The sequence below is a fragment of the Afipia sp. GW822-FHT03D08 genome (genome assembly GCF_058801645.1).
In genome coordinates this window covers 880,341-903,022 of sequence record NZ_JBXANK010000002.1, presented here as the reverse complement: position 1 = coordinate 903,022, position 22,682 = coordinate 880,341, and the positions used below count along the sequence as shown (strand labels likewise).

18 protein-coding genes are annotated in these 22,682 nt (G+C 62.7%); 9 read left to right on the top strand and 9 right to left on the bottom strand.

Annotated elements, in window-relative coordinates:
• The 3 genes from AC1RM7_RS19155 to AC1RM7_RS19145 all read left to right on the top strand — a co-directional run.
• On the top strand, positions 1-643 hold a 643-nt coding region (locus AC1RM7_RS19155), incomplete at its 5' end, for a hypothetical protein (RefSeq protein WP_492943911.1).
• A gap of 160 nt (positions 644-803) precedes the next feature.
• Positions 804-1,676 (top strand): DMT family transporter, encoded by an 873-nt coding sequence (locus AC1RM7_RS19150; RefSeq protein WP_024921909.1) that lies wholly within the window; start codon positions 804-806, stop codon positions 1,674-1,676.
• Between the two features lie 48 nt (positions 1,677-1,724).
• Positions 1,725-3,044, top strand: coding sequence for a hemolysin family protein (locus tag AC1RM7_RS19145; protein WP_051472553.1), 1,320 nt, complete (start codon positions 1,725-1,727; stop codon positions 3,042-3,044).
• Between the two features lie 133 nt (positions 3,045-3,177).
• Here the strand turns inward: AC1RM7_RS19145 and AC1RM7_RS19140 are convergent, their stop codons facing one another.
• Both AC1RM7_RS19140 and AC1RM7_RS19135 read right to left on the bottom strand, forming a co-directional pair.
• Entirely contained in the window at positions 3,178-3,951 is a 774-nt protein-coding gene (locus AC1RM7_RS19140) for an anti-sigma factor family protein (RefSeq protein WP_024921911.1), read from the bottom strand.
• 211 nt (positions 3,952-4,162) lie between these two features.
• The gene (locus AC1RM7_RS19135) at positions 4,163-4,654 is read right to left on the bottom strand and encodes a sigma-70 family RNA polymerase sigma factor (protein WP_024921912.1); all 492 of its coding nucleotides are present in this window, start codon (positions 4,652-4,654) and stop codon (positions 4,163-4,165) included.
• A 194-nt stretch (positions 4,655-4,848) separates the two neighbouring features.
• On the opposite strand from AC1RM7_RS19135, the gene AC1RM7_RS19130 reads away from it, so the two are divergent.
• Complete coding sequence (locus AC1RM7_RS19130; protein WP_024921913.1) at positions 4,849-5,448, top strand: histidine phosphatase family protein; 600 nt, start codon at positions 4,849-4,851, stop codon at positions 5,446-5,448.
• Positions 5,449-5,564: 116 nt separating this feature from the next.
• Positions 5,565-6,644, top strand: a complete 1,080-nt coding sequence (aroC, locus tag AC1RM7_RS19125) for a chorismate synthase (protein ID WP_024921914.1) — start codon at positions 5,565-5,567, stop codon at positions 6,642-6,644.
• Positions 6,645-6,677: 33 nt separating this feature from the next.
• On the opposite strand, the gene AC1RM7_RS19120 is transcribed toward aroC, so the two are convergent.
• Positions 6,678-8,027, bottom strand: a complete 1,350-nt coding sequence (locus AC1RM7_RS19120) for a globin-coupled sensor protein (RefSeq protein WP_024921915.1) — start codon at positions 8,025-8,027, stop codon at positions 6,678-6,680.
• Between the two features lie 355 nt (positions 8,028-8,382).
• Between AC1RM7_RS19120 and AC1RM7_RS19115 the strand changes: the two genes are divergently transcribed.
• The 3 genes from AC1RM7_RS19115 (at position 8,383) to AC1RM7_RS19105 (ending at position 11,412) form a co-directional block, all read left to right on the top strand.
• Positions 8,383-9,570, top strand: a complete 1,188-nt coding sequence (locus tag AC1RM7_RS19115; protein WP_024921916.1) for a GNAT family N-acetyltransferase — start codon at positions 8,383-8,385, stop codon at positions 9,568-9,570.
• Positions 9,571-9,621: 51 nt separating this feature from the next.
• Positions 9,622-10,848, top strand: a complete 1,227-nt coding sequence (locus AC1RM7_RS19110; RefSeq protein ID WP_024921917.1) for an adenylate/guanylate cyclase domain-containing protein — start codon at positions 9,622-9,624, stop codon at positions 10,846-10,848.
• 78 nt (positions 10,849-10,926) lie between these two features.
• Positions 10,927-11,412 (top strand): hypothetical protein, encoded by a 486-nt coding sequence (locus AC1RM7_RS19105; protein ID WP_024921918.1) that lies wholly within the window; start codon positions 10,927-10,929, stop codon positions 11,410-11,412.
• Between the two features lie 63 nt (positions 11,413-11,475).
• Here AC1RM7_RS19105 and AC1RM7_RS19100 read toward each other — a convergent pair whose 3' ends face one another.
• From AC1RM7_RS19100 to AC1RM7_RS19090, 3 genes are all read right to left on the bottom strand, one after another.
• Positions 11,476-13,158 (bottom strand): methyl-accepting chemotaxis protein, encoded by a 1,683-nt coding sequence (locus tag AC1RM7_RS19100; RefSeq protein ID WP_024921919.1) that lies wholly within the window; start codon positions 13,156-13,158, stop codon positions 11,476-11,478.
• A gap of 262 nt (positions 13,159-13,420) precedes the next feature.
• Positions 13,421-15,112: a methyl-accepting chemotaxis protein gene (locus AC1RM7_RS19095; protein ID WP_024921920.1), complete on the bottom strand. Its 1,692-nt coding sequence runs from the start codon at positions 15,110-15,112 to the stop codon at positions 13,421-13,423.
• A 292-nt stretch (positions 15,113-15,404) separates the two neighbouring features.
• Positions 15,405-17,087 (bottom strand): methyl-accepting chemotaxis protein, encoded by a 1,683-nt coding sequence (locus tag AC1RM7_RS19090; RefSeq protein ID WP_024921921.1) that lies wholly within the window; start codon positions 17,085-17,087, stop codon positions 15,405-15,407.
• A gap of 334 nt (positions 17,088-17,421) precedes the next feature.
• On the opposite strand from AC1RM7_RS19090, the gene AC1RM7_RS19085 reads away from it, so the two are divergent.
• Complete coding sequence (locus AC1RM7_RS19085) at positions 17,422-18,255, top strand: DUF1194 domain-containing protein (RefSeq protein WP_024921922.1); 834 nt, start codon at positions 17,422-17,424, stop codon at positions 18,253-18,255.
• A gap of 150 nt (positions 18,256-18,405) precedes the next feature.
• Here AC1RM7_RS19085 and AC1RM7_RS19080 read toward each other — a convergent pair whose 3' ends face one another.
• The 3 genes from AC1RM7_RS19080 to dxs form a co-directional block, all read right to left on the bottom strand.
• Entirely contained in the window at positions 18,406-19,644 is a 1,239-nt protein-coding gene (locus AC1RM7_RS19080) for a class I SAM-dependent RNA methyltransferase (protein ID WP_024921923.1), read from the bottom strand.
• Positions 19,645-19,648: 4 nt separating this feature from the next.
• Positions 19,649-20,380, bottom strand: coding sequence for a TlyA family RNA methyltransferase (locus tag AC1RM7_RS19075; protein WP_492839591.1), 732 nt, complete (start codon positions 20,378-20,380; stop codon positions 19,649-19,651).
• 185 nt (positions 20,381-20,565) lie between these two features.
• Positions 20,566-22,497 carry a 1-deoxy-D-xylulose-5-phosphate synthase gene (gene dxs / locus AC1RM7_RS19070; protein ID WP_006019108.1) on the bottom strand — a complete coding sequence of 644 codons (1,932 nt, stop codon included), beginning with the start codon at positions 22,495-22,497 and terminating at the stop codon, positions 20,566-20,568.
• Positions 22,498-22,682 lie beyond the last annotated feature (185 nt).

Genomic DNA, 22,682 nt, shown 5'->3' with positions numbered 1-22,682 from the left:
CGCCCCTCACGAACAGGACATGGCGAACTTAAGAGAGGTTGAGAGCGCGGGGACGCGTATCCCCATCACGAAATGTTTCGAGGTCGGATTTCCCCACTTGTCATTCCGGGGCGCGCGGCTTCGCGCGAACCCGGAATCCATGTTCACTCACCGGATTCCCGCATCATCATGGATTCCGGGCCTGCGCCAACCGGCGCATCCCGGAATGACTGGGAGGATTCTCGCACGAAGACGCGCATCCAGGCATGACGGGCGGAGAAATTGCGGCCGGCCAGGCGTTCACGCCGGACCCGAAAAGTTCCGCTGCCGGGACGATATTTTACAACCGGTGGCAATCCGGCGCCGGAATACCCATATGTTGGTAATGACCAGCAAATCACAGACCAAGCCGCGAACTCCCGAACAACTGGCCCGCCTTGAAAAACAGCGGCTGGCCAAGATCGAGGGCGAAATCGCCCTCGCAGAAGTCGGCAAGGAGTATGTCGACGTCCGCAAGAATATGGATCGCCTGAAGGCGCTGCGCCTGGCGAAGGAAGCCGAAGAGGCCGCCAACCCACCGCCGGTCGAGCCGAAAAAGAAAAAGGCCGCGCCGAAAAAGCTCGCCGTCGTCACAGCACGTGAATCGGAAGCCGTCGGCGAGTGACGCCATTTGTATTTTCCTGCAACTGACATCTTTTTTCCGACTGACCAAGAGGCCCGGCAATTTGCCGGGCCTTTTATTTTTCGGCGGATTGTTGCCGTCGCGCTTTGAATCTGTAACGTCGGCCTGATGACAATCAGCAGGACCAGCACCGGCACATTCGATGGCTAGAGCGCGATGGATCGGCATCGCCTGTCTCGGCATCACAGCGTTCGGCTGGGGCCTGAACTGGCCTTTCATGAAACTCCTGTTGCGTGAACTGCCGCCGCTATCCGCGCGCGGCCTCGCGGGAGTTACGGCGTCGCTCATTCTGGCGGTCGTGGCATGGAGCCGCCGCGAACGATTAAGCGTGCCGCGCGAGGCCATCCTGCCTCTGCTGTTCGCGACATTTACCAATGTCATCGCGTGGATGGGATTTGGCACTGTTGCCATGAAATGGGTCACCGTCGGCGAGGGCGCGCTGCTCGCTTACACAATGCCGATCTGGGCGACGCTGTTCGCATGGCCGCTGCTCGGCATGCGTCCCACGGTCCGCAATATCATCGCACTGTGTCTCGGCATTATCGGAATCGTGATCCTGTTCGGCGGCGACGGATTTTCATTTACGCCGGAAAAGCTGGCGGGTGCGTCGCTGGCGCTGTCTGCGGCAATTCTCTTTGCACTCGGCAACATTCTCAATCGCGCGCCGATACCGGTGCCGCCGGTTGCGCTGGTGGCGTGGCAGGTCGGGCTTGGTTGTCTGGCGATGATTGTCTTCGGCCTGTTGTTCGAGAAGCCGGATTTTTGCGCCGTCTCGCTCCAGGGCTGGGCGCTGATGGCTTACATGACAATCGTTCCGATGGGCGTGTGTTATCTCACCTGGTTCGAAACCTTGCGCATCCTGCCGCCAGCGACAGCATCGACCGGCATGCTGCTGGTTCCGATCGTGGGCGTGATGTCCGCCGCGTTGATGGTCGGGGAACCGCTCGGCCTGCGCGAGGTTCTTGCGATGGTCTTCACGCTGGGCGGCGTCACATTGGCGCTGCAACGGACCTAACCGAAATTCGGATGACGCTGCGGCAACGCCGATGCTGTGCGCAGCGCAATGGCATGCTATCTGTTGCGACAGAAAATAATATTGCAAAGGATCAGCTTGTTACTTGAACTTGGAATTGTCGCCGTCCTCATCGTCATCAACGGTCTTTTGGCGATGTCGGAGCTTGCCATCGTCTCATCCCGTCCCGCGCGATTGTCCGGTCTGGTTGAGAAAGGCGTCAGCGGTTCGCGCCGTGCGCTCGCCCTGGCGTCGGACCCCGGAAAATTTCTCTCCACGGTTCAGATCGGGATCACGCTGGTCGGCGTGCTGTCCGGCGCATTTTCCGGCGCGACACTCGGCGCGCGTCTCTCGGCATGGCTGGCGTGCGTGGGACTGTCGCCGGGCGCCGCGGATGCCGTTGGCGTCGGCGCGGTGGTGACGCTGATCACCTACGCCTCGCTCATTGTCGGTGAACTGGTGCCGAAGCAGATCGCGCTGCGCGATCCTGAAGCGGTCGCGGTGAAGGTCGCGCCGGCGATGGTCGTGCTTGCGAGGATATCGCTGCCGCTGGTGTGGATCCTCGATCGTTCGGGCAAGGCATTGCTGTGGGTGCTCGGCCAGCGCGGCGAGGCCGAGGAGAAGGTGAGCGAAGAGGAAATCCACACGCTGGTTGTGGAAGCGGAGAATGCCGGCGTGCTCGAGCCGGGCGAGAAGGAAATGATCGCAGGCGTGATGCGGCTCGGCGATCTTCCGGTCGGTGCGGTGATGACGCCGCGTCATGAGGTCACGATGATCAATCTGTCGGAGCCGGATGAGGCGATTCGATTTGCTTTTAGGAACAGCACGCATTCGCGCCTGCCGGTGTTCGACGGCGAGGAGACGCTCGGTATCCTGCAATCCAAGGACATGCTGGATGCGTATCTTGCGGGCGAGACACCGGACATCCGCAAGCTGATCCGCGAGGCGCCGATCATTCCCGAAACGGTCGATGCGCGTGATGTCGTCGCCATCCTGCGCGATTCACCGGTGCACATGGGACTGGTCCACGACGAGTACGGCACGTTTCAGGGCGTCGTCACCAGCGCGGATATTCTTGAGTCGATCGTCGGGAGTTTTCACACCGAGGAAGGACCAGCCGAACCCGCCTTCGTCCGGCGCGACGATGGATCGTTTCTCATTTCCGGCTGGATGCCTGCGCTCGAATTCGCGCGCCTGCTCGACATTCCGTTGCCGGCGTCGCGGTCCTACCAGACCTGCGCCGGTTATCTGCTGGAGAAATTCGGCGCGATTCCGTCGGTGGGGCAAAGCATCAGCGCCGACGGCTGGAGATTCGAGATCGTCGATCTCGACGGGCGGCGTATCGACAAGGTGCTGGCCAGCAGGGAGTAGCTTCGTCATTGCGAGCACTCGGATCGGCGCTCTGCGCCGTCCGAGCACAGGCTCCACGAAGCAATCCATCTTCAAAAAAATGGATTGCTTCGTCGCAAGCGCTCCTCGCAATGACGTGTTCTCCAAAGGCTGATTACAGCCCGGCCTTCTCGTTCTGGTCATAGACCAGCCGCGCGACGTGCTCGAGGCGGGTGCGATCGGTGCCGCCGCTGACGACGTAACCCACGCCGCGATCGGCCCAGAACAGCGCGCCGGTGCCGTCGTTGACGGCGTAGCGCATCTGCGTCGTCTCGGTTTCCGCGCGCGCGGCGAAGATCGTGAAGCGCTCGCCCGACGCCGTCTCATACATCAGGAACGATGCGGGACCGGTGGGGCCGGGCAGCAGCCGTCCGCCGACGAGCTTCAGGCCGGTGGCGTCGAGTTCGGGCGCGCGGACTTCCCAGCCGCAGCGCTTGCTCAGCCACTGTTGCAGATGCGCCTTGTCGCTGCCCGCCACTTCGACGGGATGGCGCACCTCGACCACATAGAGTTTGTGCGCGCCGAGCGCATCGCCGGTGAAGCTCGCGAACGCCGACGGCGTTGCGTTCGCGCCGCGGGCGGCCCAGCCGATGCCGCCGCCGACCGCGAATGCCAGCAGCGATGCGGCGATGGCGCCCATCATCCAGCGGCGCGGGGTGCGCGACAACTGATCGACCGAGAGGCTGTGTGGCACCGGCTCGTCCGCGACGGAGTCGTACTTCGCATGCAGCGCGTCGCTCATTGCGCGCCATGACGTGACCCGCTCGGCGTCGTCGGGATGCGCCGCGAGCCAGGCCTCGACCGCCGCGCGGCGCTCCACGGGGAGTTCGTTGTCCACGTAGGCGTGGAGTTCGTCCTCGGTCACCGGAATGTTGTGGTCGGTCATCAGCGTTGTCTCTCGAATTCGAAGTCTTGCAGCAGCAATGGCATCAGGTTTGTGCAGAAAGTGGGGTGGAGGTTACGCATGATACAGAGTTGACCTCCACCCCGCGCGCCAATCGCGTGGCTTTCAGCGCGCCACCCTCTCCACGAGGAAGAGGGAGAAGAAGCGAGTCTCCCCGATCGCGTATCGATTCCATCCCGTATCGTCCCCTTCGGTTTCATTTCACCCGCCGCAGCACCGGCCGCTCTCCTTCCAGTGCGGCTTTCACATGCGCCCGCGCACGGGCGAGCCGCGACATCACCGTGCCGATCGGCACGCCCTGAATGTCGGCGACGTCGCGGTAGCTCAGGCCTTCCAGCACCACCAGCAGCAGCACCGCGCGCTGGTCTTCCGCCAGTGTCGCGAGCGCGCGGGAAATGTCGCGGCCTTCGGCCTCAGTGCCCGAGGCGTCGGCGGCGGTGTCGTGCAGTTCCATCATCGCCGGCTGCCGCGCCAGCGAACGGCGGCGGTTGCGGTTCAGATTGGTCAGGATCGTGTAGAGCCAGGCGCGCAGGTCGCCGCCGAGGAAGAGCTTTTCCGAACGCAGCGCCCGCACCAGGGTGTCCTGCACCAGGTCGTCGGCGATGTCGGTGTCCCGCGCCAGCGCCCGCGCATAGCGCCGCAGGGCCGGAATCATGGTCTCGACGCTGTGGCGGAAATCGTTGCTCATTCAGTTCGTCCGGTCCGGCGGCTCACAAGCCGTTCTACTCTGAAAACACCGAAAACGCGGGAGTATTCCGCTGTTTCTGCCCGTTATGGTCAGGACTTGCGCCGCCTGTCCGGGTTGAACGGCCAGGGGGCCTGTGTCATCAGGGGCCGCCTTGCCTTCGGCAATTGAAGAAATCTTTCGAGCAAGAAACGTCAATGCCATCTCCCACCGTTTACTTCATCCGACACGGCCAGACCGAATGGAATGCCGCGGGCCGCTTTCAGGGCACGCAGGACATTCCGCTCAACGATCTCGGCAAGGAGCAGGCGATCCGCTCCGGCGAATTACTGACCGATATTCTTGCGCGCGACTCCCATGATCCCGCGAAGATCCCGTTCGTGTCGTCGCCGCTCGGGCGTGCACGCTCCACGATGGAGCTGCTGCGGGGCGTGCTCGGCGTGCCGCCGCATGACTACGAACTCGACGACCGCCTGCGCGAGATCGGTTACGGCCACTGGGAAGGCTTGACCCTGCCGCAGATGGAGCAGTCGCATCCGGAGATTTTCGCCGAGCGTCAGGTCGACAAGTGGGGTGTGCCGCCGCCGGGCGGCGAGAGCTACGCCTCGGTGACCATCCGCATGCGCGACTGGTACGACTCGCTGATCCAGGACACGGTGGCGGTGTCCCATGGCGGCGCGATGCGCGCGCTGCTGGTGGCGCTGGATGTCGAAACCCCGGTCGGCGCTGCGGACCTGACGGTGGAGCAAGGCGTGGTCTACGTCTTTGCCGACGGGCAGGTCACGAAACATAGTTAATGCTTCGTTAACGCGGCACTTTAAGCGTCTCAGATTTGACCCTAAGAGGCCTGCGCGTTACGACTTTACGTCAATTCTGGCGAATAGGGGCCCTTTGGCCCGTCGGGTAATTTCCTATGTCCTTCAACACCTTCGGCCACATGTTTCGCGTGACGACCTTTGGCGAAAGCCATGGGCCCGCGCTGGGCTGCGTGGTCGATGGCTGCCCGCCCCAGATCCCCCTGACGGTCGAGGAGATTCAACTGGATCTTGATCGCCGCCGTCCCGGCCAGTCGCGGTTCACGACCCAGCGGCAGGAAGCCGATCAGGTCAAAATCCTCTCCGGCGTGATGGACACGGACAAGGGCCAGGTCACCACCGGCACGCCGATCGCGCTGATGATCGAGAACACCGACCAGCGCTCGAAGGACTATTCCGAGATCAAGGACAAGTTTCGTCCAGGTCACGCCGACTTCACCTATGAAGCGAAATACGGCCTGCGCGATTATCGCGGCGGCGGGCGCTCGTCGGCGCGCGAGACCGCAGCGCGTGTCGCCGCCGGCGCAGTCGCGCGGAAGATCATTCCCGATGTGAAGGTGCGCGGCGCGCTGGTGCAGATGGGTCCGCACAAGATCGATCGCGCGGCCTGGGACTGGGATGAGGTCGGCCGCAACCCGTTCTTCTGTCCCGACAGGGCCAAGGCCGATTTCTTCGCGGAGTATCTCGACGACATCCGCAAGAAGGGATCATCCATCGGCGCGGTGATTGAGGTCGTCGCCGAAGGTGTTCCTGCCGGATTGGGCGCGCCGATCTACGGCAAGCTCGACAGCGATCTTGCGCTGGCGCTGATGAGCATCAATGCGGTGAAGGGCGTGGAGATCGGCGCGGGCTTCGGCGCCGCCGAACTGCACGGCGAAGAGAACGCGGACGAGATGCGCATGGGCAACAACGGTCCGGTGTTTCTGTCGAACCATGCCGGCGGCATTCTCGGCGGCATCTCGACCGGGCAGCCGGTGGTGGCGCGTTTCGCGGTGAAGCCGACGTCGTCGATCCTCACCCCACGCCGCACCATCGACAAGGCCGGTGCCGACACCGACATCATGACCAAGGGCCGTCACGATCCCTGCGTCGGCATTCGCGCGGTGCCGGTCGGCGAAGCGATGATGGCCTGCGTGATCGCCGATCATCTGCTGCGCCATCGCGGTCAGGTCGGCTAGCGGTCCGGTTTCCCACCCAACCTGGCAACGCCGCTACGCCGCTCTGACGGTTGCAAGAAACTTATCGACTTCGACGCGGAGCATTTCGGACTGCTGCGACAACTCGGAGGCCGCGGACAGGACCTGCGCCGCTGCAGCGCCGGTTCCTCCGGCGGTCGTTGTCACACCGGCGATGCTGGCCGAAACGGCGTGGGTGCCTTGTGCGGCCTGCTCGACATTGCGTGCAATTTCCTCAGTTGCCAGACCCTGTTGCCGCATGGCATCGGCAACGGCCGACGAAATCTGGTTCATGGAGGCGATCACGGTTGTGATCTCGCTGATGGCTTCGACAGATTCTCTTGTCGATAGCTGGATGGCTCCGACCTGCGTGGAAATCTCGGTCGTCGCGCGGGCGGTTTGCTCGGCCAGAGATTTGACCTCCTGAGCCACGACGGCAAAGCCGCGCCCGGCATCGCCGGCACGGGCTGCCTCGATCGTTGCATTCAAGGCCAGCAGATTTGTCTGCGCGGCAATCTTCGTGATGATTCCGATGATTGCGCCGATCTTGCTGGCTGCTTCCGACAGGGTGTCGATTTTTGCGGCTGTGTGCCCGGCGTTCCGCGAAGCTTCGGCCGCGATCCGCGCCGATTCGCCGATCTGACGGTTGATCTCCCCGATCGAGCCGGTCAATTGCTCGGTGGCGGCTGCCACAGAATGGACATTGGCGGTGGCTTCTTCCGTCGCACTCGCGACGGTGGCCGACTGCATTGCGGTTTCGCGCGCCGACATTGTCATTGTTTGCGCCGATGCCTGCAATTCGGTCGCTGCCGATGCGACGATGCCGACGACCCCTCCGATCGTATGTTCGAAATTTGTCGCAAGCGCTTCAAGAGTCCGATGCCGGTCGCGCCGCCCCGCTTCGATATAGACGGCAATGGCAATATCCATATCCAGCATCGCGGCCTTGATGACGGCCAGTTGAAGCGCGGTTTTGCCGGATATGCTGTTCCTGATGATCCCCGACGACGGCAGCCTCAGCGCGATGGCTTCGACCAATCCGCCGACAAGTGCGTTGTAGCCGCCAATGTACCAGCGCGGCTCCAGCCCCAAGGTATTGTGAACCTCGCCGATGCGCGTGACGGAGGTTTCATAGGACTCATCAAATTTGCCGCTTGCAATGATGCTCCAGTGCTGAAGCTGCTTCTGCTTCGCATGCATCATATGATCCCGGCTTTTGAAATACGCTTTCGTTTCCGCAAATGCCGAAATGTGATCGTAAAAACGATCCAGTATCGTGGGCATCTCGGACATCAGGAAATCCCTATGCCCCCTGAGAATCGCGCTTGTGTTGCTGTCGATGCCGTGAAATTTGAGTCGCTGTACGATGGTGGATTCGTTGCTCATTGCGTCCCTTGCTGGAAGCGATCGGTGTGACGTTGGGGATTTACGAGTCTGGTGGCGCATTAGCGCGCCAGGTGAACGGCGGGACGCCGCAAGAAGCGATTCACAGAACCAGTCTCGATTGAAGTTGATGTTTGATACAACTTGCTCCTGGGAACGTTTTGATCTGGGTCAAAACGGTCGCTTCAATCCGTAAGTCAGGACGAGCGGGGTGATCCGCAGGCGCGGCACCGCCTATCGCCGGCGATGCGGCCTCCAAAATTCCAACTTGACCCTTAACATATTACCTTTCAATCTCTGCCTGTTTTAACGGGAACGGGGCGCGGTGTTCTGCGTGTCGATTTTTGTTGGGGCCTGAATGATTACCTTGGCAGGCGATGAGGGCGCGGTTGTATCCGACGCGGCGCGTGAACCCTTTTCGGTGACGGTAATTGACCGCTCCGAACTCTCTTCCAGCCCGGTCTGGAGTTCGACATTCGCCGATGAGCGGAAGGATTACCGCTACTACGAGATCATCGAGGACACGCTTCGCGAAGGCTTCGACTACAGGTATTTTGCCATCCGCGATGCATCCGGGCGCATCCGGGCGATACAGCCGTTCTTTCTGCTCGATCAGGACGTTCTTGAAGGCGTCGGATCGGAGTGGCGGCTGATCTCAACCATCCGGCGCCGCTACCCGCGCTTCCTCAAGATGCGAACACTCATGGTCGGCTGTTCCGCAGGCGAGGGGCATCTCGCTGACGGTGAGGGCCTGTCCGCCGCAACCGTTGCGGACGTGCTTTCGCGGCATATCCGCAAGCTGGCGAAAAGTCTCGGCGCGCAGCTCATTGTGCTCAAGGAATTTCCCGCCAGCTATCGCGAGACGTTCGAATGCTTCGTGCGGCGCGGCTTTGGCCGCGCTCCGAGCATGCCGATGACAAAACTGAATATCGAATACGAGAACTTCGATCGCTTCATCGAGAAAGCGCTCAGCGGCAAGGCGCGCAAGAATGTGCGCCGGAATCTTCAGGCATCAGCCGGCGAAGATATCCGCATGACCGTAACCGACGGTACTGAAAATCTGGCCAAAGAAATTTATCCGCTCTATCTTCAGGTCTACGAGCGATCCAAATTCCGCTTCGAGAAGCTGACGGAGGACTACTTCCGCGATCTCGGCACACGGATGAAGGACAAGGTCCGTGTCTTTACATGGCACCGCGGCAATACGCTGGTGGCCTTCAACATCTGCATGGTCCAGGGCGAACATTTCTTCTCGGAGTATGTCGGCTTCGACTATTCCGTTGCGCTCAACCTGCATCTGTATTTCTGCGTGGTTCGTGACACGATCAACTGGGCCATTGCGGGCGGCTACAAATGGTTTCGCAGCAGCGGCCTGAACTACGACCCGAAACTCCACCTGCGGCACCAGCTCGATCCGATCGATCTGTATGTGCGTCATGTCTCGCCGCTCGCGAACGTGGTCCTGAAGCGCGTGCTGCCGTGGCTGTCGCCGGTGCGCTACGACGCCACGCTGAAGAAATTCCCGAATTATCGGGAGATGTGGTGAGCGTGGCTGACGAGCTTGACCGGGCCCGCCCGCCGTCGCAAAACGAACCTTATGCAAGCCAACAGCGTTCAGAGCGTCATCGACTGGTTGATCAACGGAGCGCGGTCGGCGTCACGCGTGGACCGGTTTATCGTGGAAACCTGCGAGCGCATGGTCGCTTGCGGCATGCCGCTCTGGCGCGTCGGCGTCTTCGTCCGCACACTTCATCCCAACATGCTCGGCCGCAACTTCGTCTGGCGCAAGGGCGAAGGTGTTGCCATGGGCGCCATGGCTCACGGCGAGCAGGAGTCGGACTATTTTCTCTCAAGTCCTCTGGCCATCGTGTTCGAGCAGGGGCAGGAAGTGCGCAAGCGGCTGCTGGACGACGGTGCTGGCAATGTGCCGTTTTTCGCCGAGATCCGCGGCGAGGGCGCGACCGACTACATCGCACTTCCGCTTCTGATGTCCGATGGGACAATCCATGCGGTGAGCTGGATCACGCAGCATCCGGATGGCTTCACGGAGGCTCAACTCGCCGACCTGCGCCTGATGATGCCATCCCTGACCCGCATGATCGAAGTCTGGCTGCTGCGGCGGACCGCAGCAGGATTGCTCAACAATTATGTCGGCGCACGGGCCGGCGCGCGGATTCTTGCGGGACAAATCCGCCGCGGCCATACCGAGACCATGCATGCCGCGATCTGGCTGTCGGATCTGCGCGGCTTCACGCCGCTGTCTGACCGGCTGTCGTCCGAAGCCGTGGTCGATGTTCTCAACACCTATTTCGACTGTCAGGTGCCCGCGATCCTGAATCACGGCGGCGAAGTCCTGAAGTTCATGGGCGACGGCCTGCTCGCGGTGTTTCCCATCACCGGCAAGGAGGGGGACACGGAAACGGTTTGCAAGCGCGTGCTCGAAGCGGCGCGGGAGTGCCGCGCCAACGTGGCGGCGATGACCTACGCCTACGAGTCCGAGATACTGCGCGACTTCCGGTTCGGCCTCGCGCTGCATATCGGCACGGTTCTGTACGGCAATATCGGCGGCGGCGACCGGCTCGATTTCACCTGCATCGGTCCGGCGGTGAATCTCGCCGCGCGCATCGAGAAGATGACCGGCCGCCTCAACCGCACCGTGCTGGCGTCCACTGAATTCGCCAGCCATGTCGATGCGGGATGGACTGATCTTGGCCTGTTTTCGGTCGCGGGCTTTGCCGCGCCTGAACGTGTCTACGGCCTGCCGGATGATGCCTCATTGATGAACGATTCATCGGCATCCCCGGCCAGCGCCTCATCTCCGTAAAATTTTATCGCCGTTCATGGAAATAACATCCTTCGCGAAGCGTTATCGGTTAGGGGCGCGCTCGGGTAGGAGTGAGCCATGTTCAGAAAACTGATGATCGGTGTTGCTGCGGTTGCTGCAATTGTTGCGTTTGCCCCGCTCGATGCCGTCGCACGCGGTGGTCACGGCGGCGGCGGTGGAGGTTTCCACGGCGGCGGAGGATTTGGCGGTGGCGGATTCCGCGGCGGTGGTTTCTCAGGTGGCGGCTTTAGAGGTGCCGGCAGTTTCGCCGCCGTGCACGGCGGCGGATTCAGCGGACCGCGATTTGCCGCTGCGCCGGGAATGGCCCGGTTTGCCGCGATGCCGGGCGGAGGCGCCCGCTTCGCCAATGCCAGTTTCCATCATGGCAGGTTTTGGCATCATCACCACCGCTTCGCACCGTTCGTGGTCGGGTTTGGTTTCCCGTACTATTACGACAACTATTATTACGATGATTATTACGGGTACGACGAGGGCTGTTACCAGCTAACGCAGGTGCCGACGCCTTATGGCTGGCGCTGGCGCCGGGTCTATGTCTGCGGCTGACGCCGCAAATGAAAACGGCGGCTGAGCCCAGCCGCCGTTTCGGAATATGATAGGACGCGGCGTTTAAGCCGCGCGCACAGTCGTCAGGAATTTCTCGACCTCGATCTTGAGGCGGCTGCTGTCGCTGGACAGCACCTGCGCGGACGACAGCACCTGGCCGGAGGCCGCTCCGGTTTCACCGGCGCCGCGGCTGACCTCGGTGATGCTCTGCGCCACCTCGCCGCTGCGCTGGGCGGCATACTGCACGTTGCGCGCGATCTCCTGGGTGGCCGCACCCTGTTCCTCGACGGCTGCTGCGATGCTCGAGGAGATTTCCGAGATCAGATTGATCGTCGCACCGATCTCCTTGATCGTGGAGACCGACTCCCGGGTCGCCGACTGCATACCGGCGATCTGGGCGCTGATCTCGTCGGTGGCCTTCGCGGTCTGCGCGGCGAGGGCCTTCACTTCGGAGGCGACCACCGCGAAACCGCGGCCGGCGTCTCCGGCGCGGGCGGCCTCGATGGTGGCATTGAGCGCGAGCAGATTGGTCTGTTCGGCGACCGCCGTAATCAGCTTCACCACGTCGCCGATGCGCGCCGCCGCCTGAGACAGTTCGGTGATGCTGGCATCGGTTTTCTGCGCCTGACGCACAGCCTCACCGGCAATGCGGCTGGATTCCTGCACCTGCCGTCCGATCTCGGCGACCGATGAGGTGATCTCTTCGGTGGCGACCGCGACCGACTGCACGTTGCTGGAGACTTCCTGCGAGGCGGCGGCGGCTTCGCCCGAGGTCCTGCCGGTGATTTCGGCGGTGGAGGTCAGGGTGTTGGCAGCGGCTTCGAGTTCGGTCGATGACGACGACAGCGAGCCGACCAGTTCGCCGATCAGCTTTTCGAAGTCGCGGGTGATCGCATCGACCCGCTGGCCGCGCTGGATCTTGGCGTCGGCGTCGAGGGCCGCGGCTTCGTCCGCCGCCTTCTTGGCGATCAGCGCGTCCTTGAACACCTGCAATGTGTCGGCCATGGTTCCGATTTCGGTCTTCTCGCCCTGATGCGGGACCTCGGCGCTCAGGTCGCCGCTGCCCAGCGCTCGCATCGGAGTCACAATCGAGGCGATGCCCGTTGTCACGCCGCGGACGAGATAGAAGCTGAAGACAAGGCCGGCCACCAGCGCGAGGCCGAGAATGACGAGCCCAAGCTGGACAGCCGTGGAATAGTTGTCGTTGGCGCGCTGGCCCTCGGTGGCCGCGCCCTTGCTGTTCATTTCGACCAGCTTGGTCAGCGTGTCGTCCACCTTGATTCCGATCGGGGAGGCCTTCTCGAAATTCAGATCCTGCGCCATCGAGCTTTCGCCCTTGCGGGAGGTTTCGAGAACCTCGTTGGCGGCGGCGAGATACTCCTTCCAGACCTTGACCAGTTCGCCGTAGACCGCGCGTTCTTCTGGCGAGGAGATCAGAGCCTGATACTTCTGGTTGGCCTGATCGTAGGCTTGCAGGCGGTCCGCGAGATTCTTGTCGATCTTGGCCTTGGCGTTGTCGTCGAAGGTCAGGAAATGGTCACGGAGGATGGCGCGGTAGCGTGCGGCCTGGGTTTGCATGTCTCCGAGCCAGCGAACGCTGGGCAGCCAGATCGTCTGGATCTGCTGCGCCGAGGCGTTGATCGAGCGCATCTGAAGCATGCCGAAAAGATTTGTCGCGGCCAAAGTCAGCAGAAAGAACGTCACGATTCCGATCAGTTTGGCGCGGATGGAGAGCTTGGACAGCATCGGGGTGATCCCTGGTTATCGATTTTTCTAACCGGATGCCGAAGAAGCCAGATCAGGATGCGGATCGGGCGAAAGGAGGGTGGCAATTTCCAGTCGAATGCCGACGCCTTCTGACGCCGTATTCGCGGGCGGAATCATCAGGGATTCCCGTGAACTGTTGGTAAATGAAGTATCCTCCGCGTCGCTCTGACGCGGCGGCGGAGGAAACAAAAAGGGCGGCTGAAATTCAGCCGCCCGTTTGCCGTTCGATGTTGCGGCGAGCTTACGCCGCGCGGACGTTGGTGAGGAATTTCTCGACTTCGATCTTGAGGCGGTTGCTGTCGGTGGACAGCATCTGCGCGGCAGACAGCACCTGGCCGGATGCGGCTCCGGTTTCACCCGCGCCGCGGCTGACATCGGTGATGCTGTTGGCGACGTCGCCGCTGAGCGAGGCAGCCTGCTGCACGTTGCGGGCGATTTCCTGTGTCGCCGCACCCTGTTCTTCCACCGCGGCGGCGATGGTCGAGGAGATTTCCGAGATCAGGGTGATGGTCTTGCCGATCTCCTTGATGGTCGCGACCGATTCCTGCGTCGCGGTCTGCATGCCGGCGACCTGGGCGCTGATCTCGTCGGTGGCCTTGGCGGTCTGCGCGGCGAGGGCCTTCACCTCGGAAGCAACCACGGCGAAGCCACGGCCGGCATCGCCGGCGCGGGCAGCCTCGATGGTGGCGTTGAGCGCCAGCAGGTTGGTCTGTTCGGCAACCGCCGTGATCAGCTTCACCACGTCGCCGATGCGGGCGGCGGCCTGCGACAGCTCGGTGATGCTGGTGTCGGTCTTCTGCGCCTGACGCACGGCTTCGCCAGCGACGCGGCTGGATTCCTGCACCTGACGGCTGATTTCGCCGACCGACGAGGTGATCTCTTCGGTGGCGACCGCGACCGACTGCACGTTGCTGGAGACTTCCTGCGACGCGGCGGCGGCTTCGCCCGAGGTCCTGCCGGTGATTTCGGCGGTGGAGGTCAGGGTGTTGGCAGCGGCTTCGAGTTCGGTCGATGACGACGACAGCGAGCCGACCAGTTCGCCGATCAGCTTTTCGAAGTCGCGGGTGATCGCATCGACCCGCTGGCCGCGCGCGATCTTGGCGTCGGCATCGGCGGCGGCGGCTTCGTCCGCCGCCTTCTTGGCGATCAGGGCTTCCTTGAAGACCTGCAAGGTGTCGGCCATGGTGCCGATTTCGGTCTTTTCGCCCTGATGCGGCACGACGGCGGTGAGATCGCCTTCGCCGAGCGCCTTCATCGGCGTCACGATCGACGTGATGCCGCGGGATACGTCGCGCACCAGATAGAAGCCGACAACACAGCCGATCAGGACGGCCGCGCCGAGCATGATCGCCACCAGCATGAATGCGGTGTTGTAGTTGTTCGTTGCGTCCTGGCCGGCGATATCGGCACCCTTGTTGTTGAGGTCGATGTCCTTCTTCAGGATATTGTCGGACTTGATGCCGATGAGGTTGACGGTCGTCGTGTTCAGCTCATGTGCCTCGCGCGGGTAGGAGCCCGCAGCCTTGCGCGACAGCGCCATGACTTCCTGGGCGCCCTTCTTGTAGCTCTCCCACGTCTCGACCCACTCGTTGTACAGCGCGCGTTCTTCCGGCGACGTAATCATCTTTTCATAAGCCTGCCGCGCCTTCATGTTGGCTTCGACGACCGTTTCCAGCGTCTTTTCCTGCGCCAGCTTTTCTTCGAGAAGCTCCGACAGCATGTGCTCGCGGATCACGTTGCGATAGGTGATCACACCGGCGCGCAGATCGCCGAGCACCCGAACGCTGGGCATCCAGTTGGTCTGGATGTCGACGGCATTGGCGTTGATGGCCTGCATCTGGCGGATGGCGAAGAGACCCATGCCGGTCATCGCGACCAGCAGGATGACGAGAACGGCGGTGATCTTGGAACGAATGGAAATCCTGGAGAGCATGACCTTGAGTCTTTCTGACCGGTGGCTGATGGGCGGGGTTGGCAAGGGCAGGAATAGAGCGAAACTGGGAATGCCAATCCGCCCTTCGGCGTTTCGGATTCGTGGTTTCCAATTTCACTATGTGAGGTGAAATGTTCGTAAAGGTATTCCGCGGCCGATGCAGAAATGTGCTCTTTTACGTACGGCGTTTATGCCGATGCGCGATGCACCCGATGCATGTGTCGAAGGCATGAAAAAAACCGGCGGAGCTTTCGCGCCGCCGGCTCTCAAAATGTTCGCTTGGCGAATCGCGTCAGGCGGCGCGGATCGTCGCGAGGAAGTTGTGCACCTCGGTCTGGAGATGCGTGCTCTCCTTCGAGAGCGACTGGGCGGCCGTGAAAACCTGAGCCGATGCGGCGCCGGTTTCGCTGTTGCCGCGGTCGACGTCCGAGATGTTGGCGGCGACTCGCGCGCTCAGTTCGGCCGCCTGCTGAACGTTGCGGGCAATCTCCTGGGTCGCAGCGCCCTGTTCTTCGACAGCGGCGGCAATCGTCGATGAGATCTCGGAGATCAGATTGATGGTGCTGCTGATCTCCTTGATGGTCGTGACGGAAGCGCTGGTCGCCGTCTGCATGCCGGAAATCTGGGTCGTGATCTCGTCGGTCGCCTTGGCGGTCTGCGAGGCGAGCGCCTTGACCTCGGAGGCGACCACGGCGAAGCCACGGCCGGCTTCGCCCGCACGCGCCGCCTCAATGGTGGCATTGAGCGCGAGCAGGTTGGTCTGCTCGGCGATCGCGGTAATCAGCTTCACCACATCGCCGATACGGGCGGCGGCCTGCGACAGTTCGCTGATGCAGGAATCGGTCTTCTCGGCCTGCTGGACGGCGAGTTGAGCGACCCGGCTCGATTCCAGAACCTGACGTCCGATTTCATTGACCGACGAGGTGATTTCCTCGGTGGCGCTGGCGGTCGACTGGATGCTTTCGGAGACCTCGCGTGAGGTATTCGCGGCGGAGTTCGACAGTTGCCGGGTGACGTCGGCGGCGTTGGTCAGGGTGCTGGCGGTGGCTTCCATTTCGGTGGAGGCCGATGACAGCGAGCCGATCAGTTCGCCGATCATGCCCTCGAAACTGCTGGTGGCCCGGTCCAAGGTTTCGGCGCGGCGCATCTTTGCGCTGGCTTCGGCTGCGGCAACTTCGTCGGCGGTCTTCTTGGCGATCATGGCGTCCTTGAACACCTGCACGGCGTCGGCGATCTGGCCGATTTCGGTGTTTTCGCCCTGATGAGGAACGTTGGCGGCGAGATCGCCGGTGGCCAGCGCCCGCATCGGGGCCAAGACCGAACCGATGCCCCGGGCGACATCGCGCACGATCAGGACCGCGGCGCAAAGCCCGGCCAGCACCATGGCAGCCAGCGCGGCCAGAACGATGCGGAATGCGAGTTCATAGGTGCTTTCGGCATGGTGTCCGGCGGCGGCGGCGCCCTTGTCGTTCAACTCGACAAGCTTGGCCAGTACCGCATCCATGCTTCGTCCTGCCGGCGTCGCACGCTGGGCGTTGACGGCGCGCGCCTGCGCGACCTCGCGCTTGCGGGCATGGACGATCACTTCGTCGGCGGCCTCGCGGAAGGTTTTCCAGGTTGCCGCCAATTCTTTATATAGCGCGGCTTCCTCAGGGGAGGTGATCAGCGGCTCATAGGCCTTGTTCGCGGTGTCGTAATCCTTGGCCCGGGCATCGAGATTGCGCTGGATGTCGGCCATGAACTTGTCGTCCGGCTCCGTCAGATAGTCCCGCAGCACCGCCCGGTAGCGCGCCGACTGGGTGCGCAATTCACCGAGCAGGCGGACGCTGGGCAGCCAGCTTGTCTTGATGTCCTGCGCTGCGGCGTTGATGGCGCGCATTTCCACCACGGCGAAGGCGCCCATGGCGGAGAGGGCAATCAGCAGGAGGGCGACGAGAGCGACGAGTTTGGTGCGAATGGAGAGCCTGGAGAGCATGAAACAGTCCTTTGAGGTCTTTCTGACCCCTTCCAAGAAAGGCGGGGCGACACCAAACGCGGGGGTTTGGCCGCCGAAAATGACTTCGACGCCTGAATGGCGTGGGTGGTGCTGGCAATTTCCAGTCGGAGACCCGTTCAATGACGGAGCGTCCGCTTCGCGAACGTAAATAAATTCGGTGAAATGTTGGTAAATGCCTGCCGACCGGGCAAACAGCCTGAAAAAGGGCCAGAATTTACGGCCCTCATAGGGCATGGGGATGGCCCAGTTTCCTGCTTTCAGGGTCGCGCAGGCCGTGTCACCATCCTGACGTGAACGACGGGAGGTCCCGCCAATGCGCTGGTGTGTCTCGATCGGAGCGGTGCTTGTCGCGGGCGTGATCGCCGGCGGCGATGTTCCCGGACTGGCTGCACCGGCCACGGCGCCTGCGCCTGCCGCTACCGAGGCCAAGGTCGACGTCGAACTGGTCCTTGCGGTCGACGTCTCCTATTCCATGGACATGGATGAACTGGCGCTCCAGCGCGAAGGCTACGCGCTCGCGGTCACCTCCAAGGAGTTCTTGCAGGCGCTCAAGACCGGCCCGACCGGCAAGGTCGCGGTGACCTATTTCGAATGGGCCGCCTCGACCGACCAGAAGATCATCGTGCCATGGCGGGTGATCGATGGTCCGGAATCGGCGGGTGCGCTGGCCGAGGAAATCCTGAAAGCGCCGCTGCGCCGCGCCTCCCGCACCTCGATCTCCGGCGCGATCAACTTCGCGATGCCGCTGTTCGAGGCCAACGAATATCAGGGCCTGCGCCGCGTCATCGATATTTCCGGCGACGGGCCGAACAACAATGGGGAGCTTGTCACGGTGGCGCGCGATGCGGCGCTGGCGAAGGGCATTACCATCAACGGCCTTCCGATCATGTCGAAGGAAACCAACTACGCGACCATGGATATCGAGAATCTCGACTGGTATTACGAGGACTGCGTGATCGGCGGCGCCGGATCGTTCGTGGTGCCCATCAAGACCAAAGAGAAATTCAAGGAAGCGATCCGCACCAAGCTGATCCTCGAAGTCGCGCATCGTGTGCCGGAAATGCGGGTCGTGCCGGCGGCCACGCGCGAGCCGCGGGTGTCATGCACCATCGGCGAGAAGATCTGGCAGGAGCGGTGGGGACGGTGAGTCTTTTTCTGTGTTTCGCACAGGCAATCGGCCCCTCACCCCAACCCTCTCCCCGCGCGCGGGGAGAGGGAGCTAGCGAATTCTTTACCTCTCCCCGTTTTTAAGGGGAGAGGTCGCGAGCAAAGCGAGCGGGTAAGGGGCTTCTGCTCTTTACCTTCTGAACTTTGCGACCAGCTCCACATGCGGCGTATGGCGGAACTGGTCGACCGGCGTGACGCTGTCGATCTTGAAACCGCCATCGATCAGAATGCGCGCGTCGCGTGCGAAGGTTGCCGGATTGCATGAGACCGCGACGGCGAGCGCGATCTTGCTGGCAGCCAGTTGCTGCGACTGCGCCTGCGCGCCCTGGCGCGGCGGATCGAACACCACGCAATCGTAATCGCGCAGTTCCTGCGGCATCAGCGGACGCCGGAACAGGTCGCGCGCTTCGGCCTTGATCGGCTTCAGGCCCTGCGTGAGCTTCACTGCATTTTGCAGCGCCGTTACCGCAGCCGCGTCGCTGTCGAAGGCCGCGACCTTGAATTTTTCCGCGAGGCGAAATGCGAATGGACCGAAACCGCAAAACAGATCGGCGATATGCTTTGCGCCTTTGCAGCGCTCGAATGCCAGTGCCGCAAGGGTTTCCTCGCCGACCGCCGTCGGCTGCATGAATGAGCCCGCCGGCAGGGTCACCTGCGCCTTGCCGACGCGCACCACCGGCGGCTTGCGCATGATGACCAGTTCGCCGTGGCGCGTCAGCCGCGCAAGATTGTGTTTTTCAGCCAGCTTCGACAGGGACATCAGCAGCGCCGTGCCGAGCGGACCGGAGCCGCGCACATCGACGTCGAGGCCGTTATCGGCTGCGGTGATCTGGATATCGAGCGGCTTGCTCACCGGCCTCAGCAGTTCGGCGATGTCGTTGGCGGCCTCGATGGCGCCGTGCATGGCCGGATCGAGGATCGGACAGTGATCGATGGCGATGATCTCATGACGGCCGGCGGCGGCGAAGCCGACCCGCAGAATGCCCTGCTGGCTCTGCCGCGCATGCAGCGTCATGCGGCGGCGGCCGGTGCCATGGGCATCGATCAGCTCAAGGACCTCGCAGCCGATACCGGCATGGTTGAGCGTGTCGACCACAAGCTGCCGCTTCCAGTTCCGGTAAGCATCGTCCTGCCAGTGCTGGATTGCGCAGCCGCCGCAGGTGCCGAAATGCGGGCAGAACGGATCGATGCGCTGCGGGCTTGTCGTGACGACATGCGCAAGCGCGCGGCGGTCCGGGTGGCCGGGCGAGGGCAACACGTCGACCGTCTCGCCGCCCAGTGCATAAGGCACGTAAAGCGTCTCGCCGCCGGACACAGCAACGCCATCGCCGAAATGACCGACATGATCGATGATGAGGCGCTCGGTCATATCTCTAGCCGCGCCGCGCGCCGATGAAGAATTCGGTGTTGCCGTCGCCGCCGGCGATGGACGAAGGGAAAACCTTGATATCGGTGCAACCCAAGGACTCCGCGAAGGTGGCGATGTCGTCGCACACCGCCTTGTGCACGGCCTCGTCGCGAATGATGCCTTTCTTGGAATACTTCCGCTCGGCCTCGAACTGCGGCTTGATCAGCGCCAGGAGGTGCGTCGGTGCGGCGGCAATCGGCAACACCGCGGGCAGCACGAGCTTCAACGAAATGAAGCTGACATCGATCACCACGATATCGGGACGGATTTCGAGCCGCTTGCCCGCGAGCGAACGGATGTCGGTTTCTTCCATCGAGACGATTTTCGGATTGTCCTGCAGGCTCGGATGCAACTGTCCGCGTCCGACATCGATGGCGTAGACGAGGCTGGCGCCGTTCGCCAGAAGCACTTCCGTAAAGCCGCCGGTCGACGCGCCGACATCGACACAGACGTGATCCTCGATGTCGATGGGATACTGCTCCAGCGCGCCGCTGAGTTTGACGCCGCCGCGCGACACCCAGGGATGGGCAGGCTCGGCGGAGATCTCGGCATCCGCCGGAATCGTTTCCGACGGTTTCAGCACAGGTTTGCCATTCGCGGTCACGCCACCGGCTTCGATGGCGGCCTGCGCGCGGGCGCGGCTCTCGAACAGGCCGCGCTCAACCAGCAGAAGGTCTGCGCGCTTGCGTGAGGTCATGTGCCACATCCTTTCACCTCTCCCCGTGGGGGAGAGGTCGGCGCGCGAAGCGCGGCGGGTGAGGGGGCTCGATAACCTTGTTCAGACATCCAGAGCCCCTCACCCCAACCCTCTCCCCACTGGGGAGAGGGAGCGCATCGCATGCGGTGTGACAGCACGTACCTGCGGTGACGGCTTACCGAAGTTCAGGCCAGCTTGACCGTCTCGGTCTTCACGTCCCTGCCGAGTGCCTCGAACACTTTCGCGACGATGCCCTTGGCATCGAGGCCAGCCTGTTCGTACATCTTTGCCGGTGAATCGTGATCGATGAAGATGTCCGGCAGCACCAGCGTTCGCACGCGAAGGCCGCGATCGAGCGCGCCGTGATCGGCCAAGGCCTGCAAAACGTGAGTGCCGAAGCCGCCGATGGAGCCTTCCTCGATGGTGATCAGCACTTCGTGCTCGCGCGCGAGCTTCAGGATCATGTCGAGATCGAGCGGCTTCATGAAGCGCGCATCGGCGACGGTGGCGGACAGGCCCAGCGTTTCGAGTTCGTCGGCGGCCTTGAGGCATTCGCCGAGACGGGCGCCGAACGAGAGCAGTGCGACCTTCGATTTTCCACTCGCCTCGCGCATGATGCGGCCCTTGCCGATCGGCAGCGGCACGCCGAATTCGGGCATCTCGACGCCGCGGCCTTCGCCGCGCGGATAACGCAGCGCGCTCGGGGCATCGTCGATCGCGACCTGCGTCGCGACCATGTGAACGAGATCGGCTTCATCCGCAGCCGCCATGATGACGAATCCGGGGAGGCAGCCGAGATAGACGTTGTCGAACGAACCCGCGTGGGTCGGGCCGTCCTGGCCGACAAGACCGGCGCGGTCGATGGCGAAGCGTACCGGAAGACGCTGGATCGCCACGTCGTGCACGACCTGATCGTAGCCGCGCTGCAGGAAGGTCGAGTAGATCGCGCAGAACGGCTTGAAACCTTCTGTCGCGAGGCCTGCGGCGAAGGTCACGGCATGCTGTTCGGCAATGCCGACATCGAAGGTGCGGTCGGGGAACGCCTTGCCGAAGATATCGACGCCGGTGCCGCCCGGCATCGCCGCGGTGATGGCGACGATCTTGTCGTCCTTGCGCGCTTCCTTGACCAGGCTTTGGCCGAACACCGAGGTATAGGACGGCGCGTTGGATTTTGCCTTGGCCTGCGCGCCGGTTGCGACGTCGAACTTGGCGACGGCGTGATACTTGTCGTCGGACGCTTCGGCGGGCGCGTAGCCCTTGCCCTTCTGCGTGACGACGTGAACCAGGATAGGTCCGGTTGGCGCATCGCGCACATTGGTCAGCACCGGCAGCAGGTGGTCGAGGTTGTGGCCGTCGATCGGCCCGACATAGAAGAAGCCGAGTTCTTCGAACAGCGTGCCGCCGGTGACCATGCCGCGCGCATATTCCTCGGCGCGCAGCGCGCGGTCCTCGAAGAATTTCGGAAGTTTGTGCGCGAGATTTTTCAGCGCTTCGCGCGCCGACGCATAGGTCTTTCCCGACAGCAGCCGCGCGAGATAGGCCGACATCGCGCCGACCGGCGGAGCGATCGACATGTCGTTGTCGTTGAGAATAACGATCAGGCGCGAATGCATCGCGCCGGCATTGTTCATCGCTTCATAGGCCATGCCGGCGGACATCGAGCCGTCGCCGATCACCGCGATGACATTGTTTTTGCCGCCGGTAAGATCGCGCGCCACGGCCATGCCGAGACCGGCGGAAATCGAGGTCGAGGAGTGCGCGGCGCCGAACGGATCGTATTCGCTCTCGGCGCGCTTGGTGAACCCTGACAGGCCGTTGCCCATGCGCAGCGTGCGGATGCGGTCGCGGCGGCCGGTGAGAATCTTGTGCGGATAGGCCTGATGGCCGACGTCCCAGATGATGCGGTCGTCCGGTGTATTGAAGACGTAGTGAAGCGCGGTGGTCAGTTCGACCACGCCGAGGCCGGCGCCGAAATGGCCGCCTGTCACCGATACGGTGTCGATGGTCTCCAGCCGCAGCTCATCGGCGAACTGGCGCAACTGCTCGGGCTTGAGCTTGCGCAGCAGGTCCGGCGTCGGCGCGGCGTCGAGGAGGGGAGTCTTGCTCGAATTTGACACTTGAATATCCGCAATTATTTGGGGGCGCTCGGCCCGGCATGGAAAGATGCCCGGAAAGGTCCGAAACGGTCCCGTGGCTTATACCAATTCCAAAGTCATGCCAATCCGCCGGGCGGTGGCCATAGGTCTCACGTTTTGGGCATGACGGTGCCGGAACCGGGCGCAAAACCGCTGATTTGGCGCTG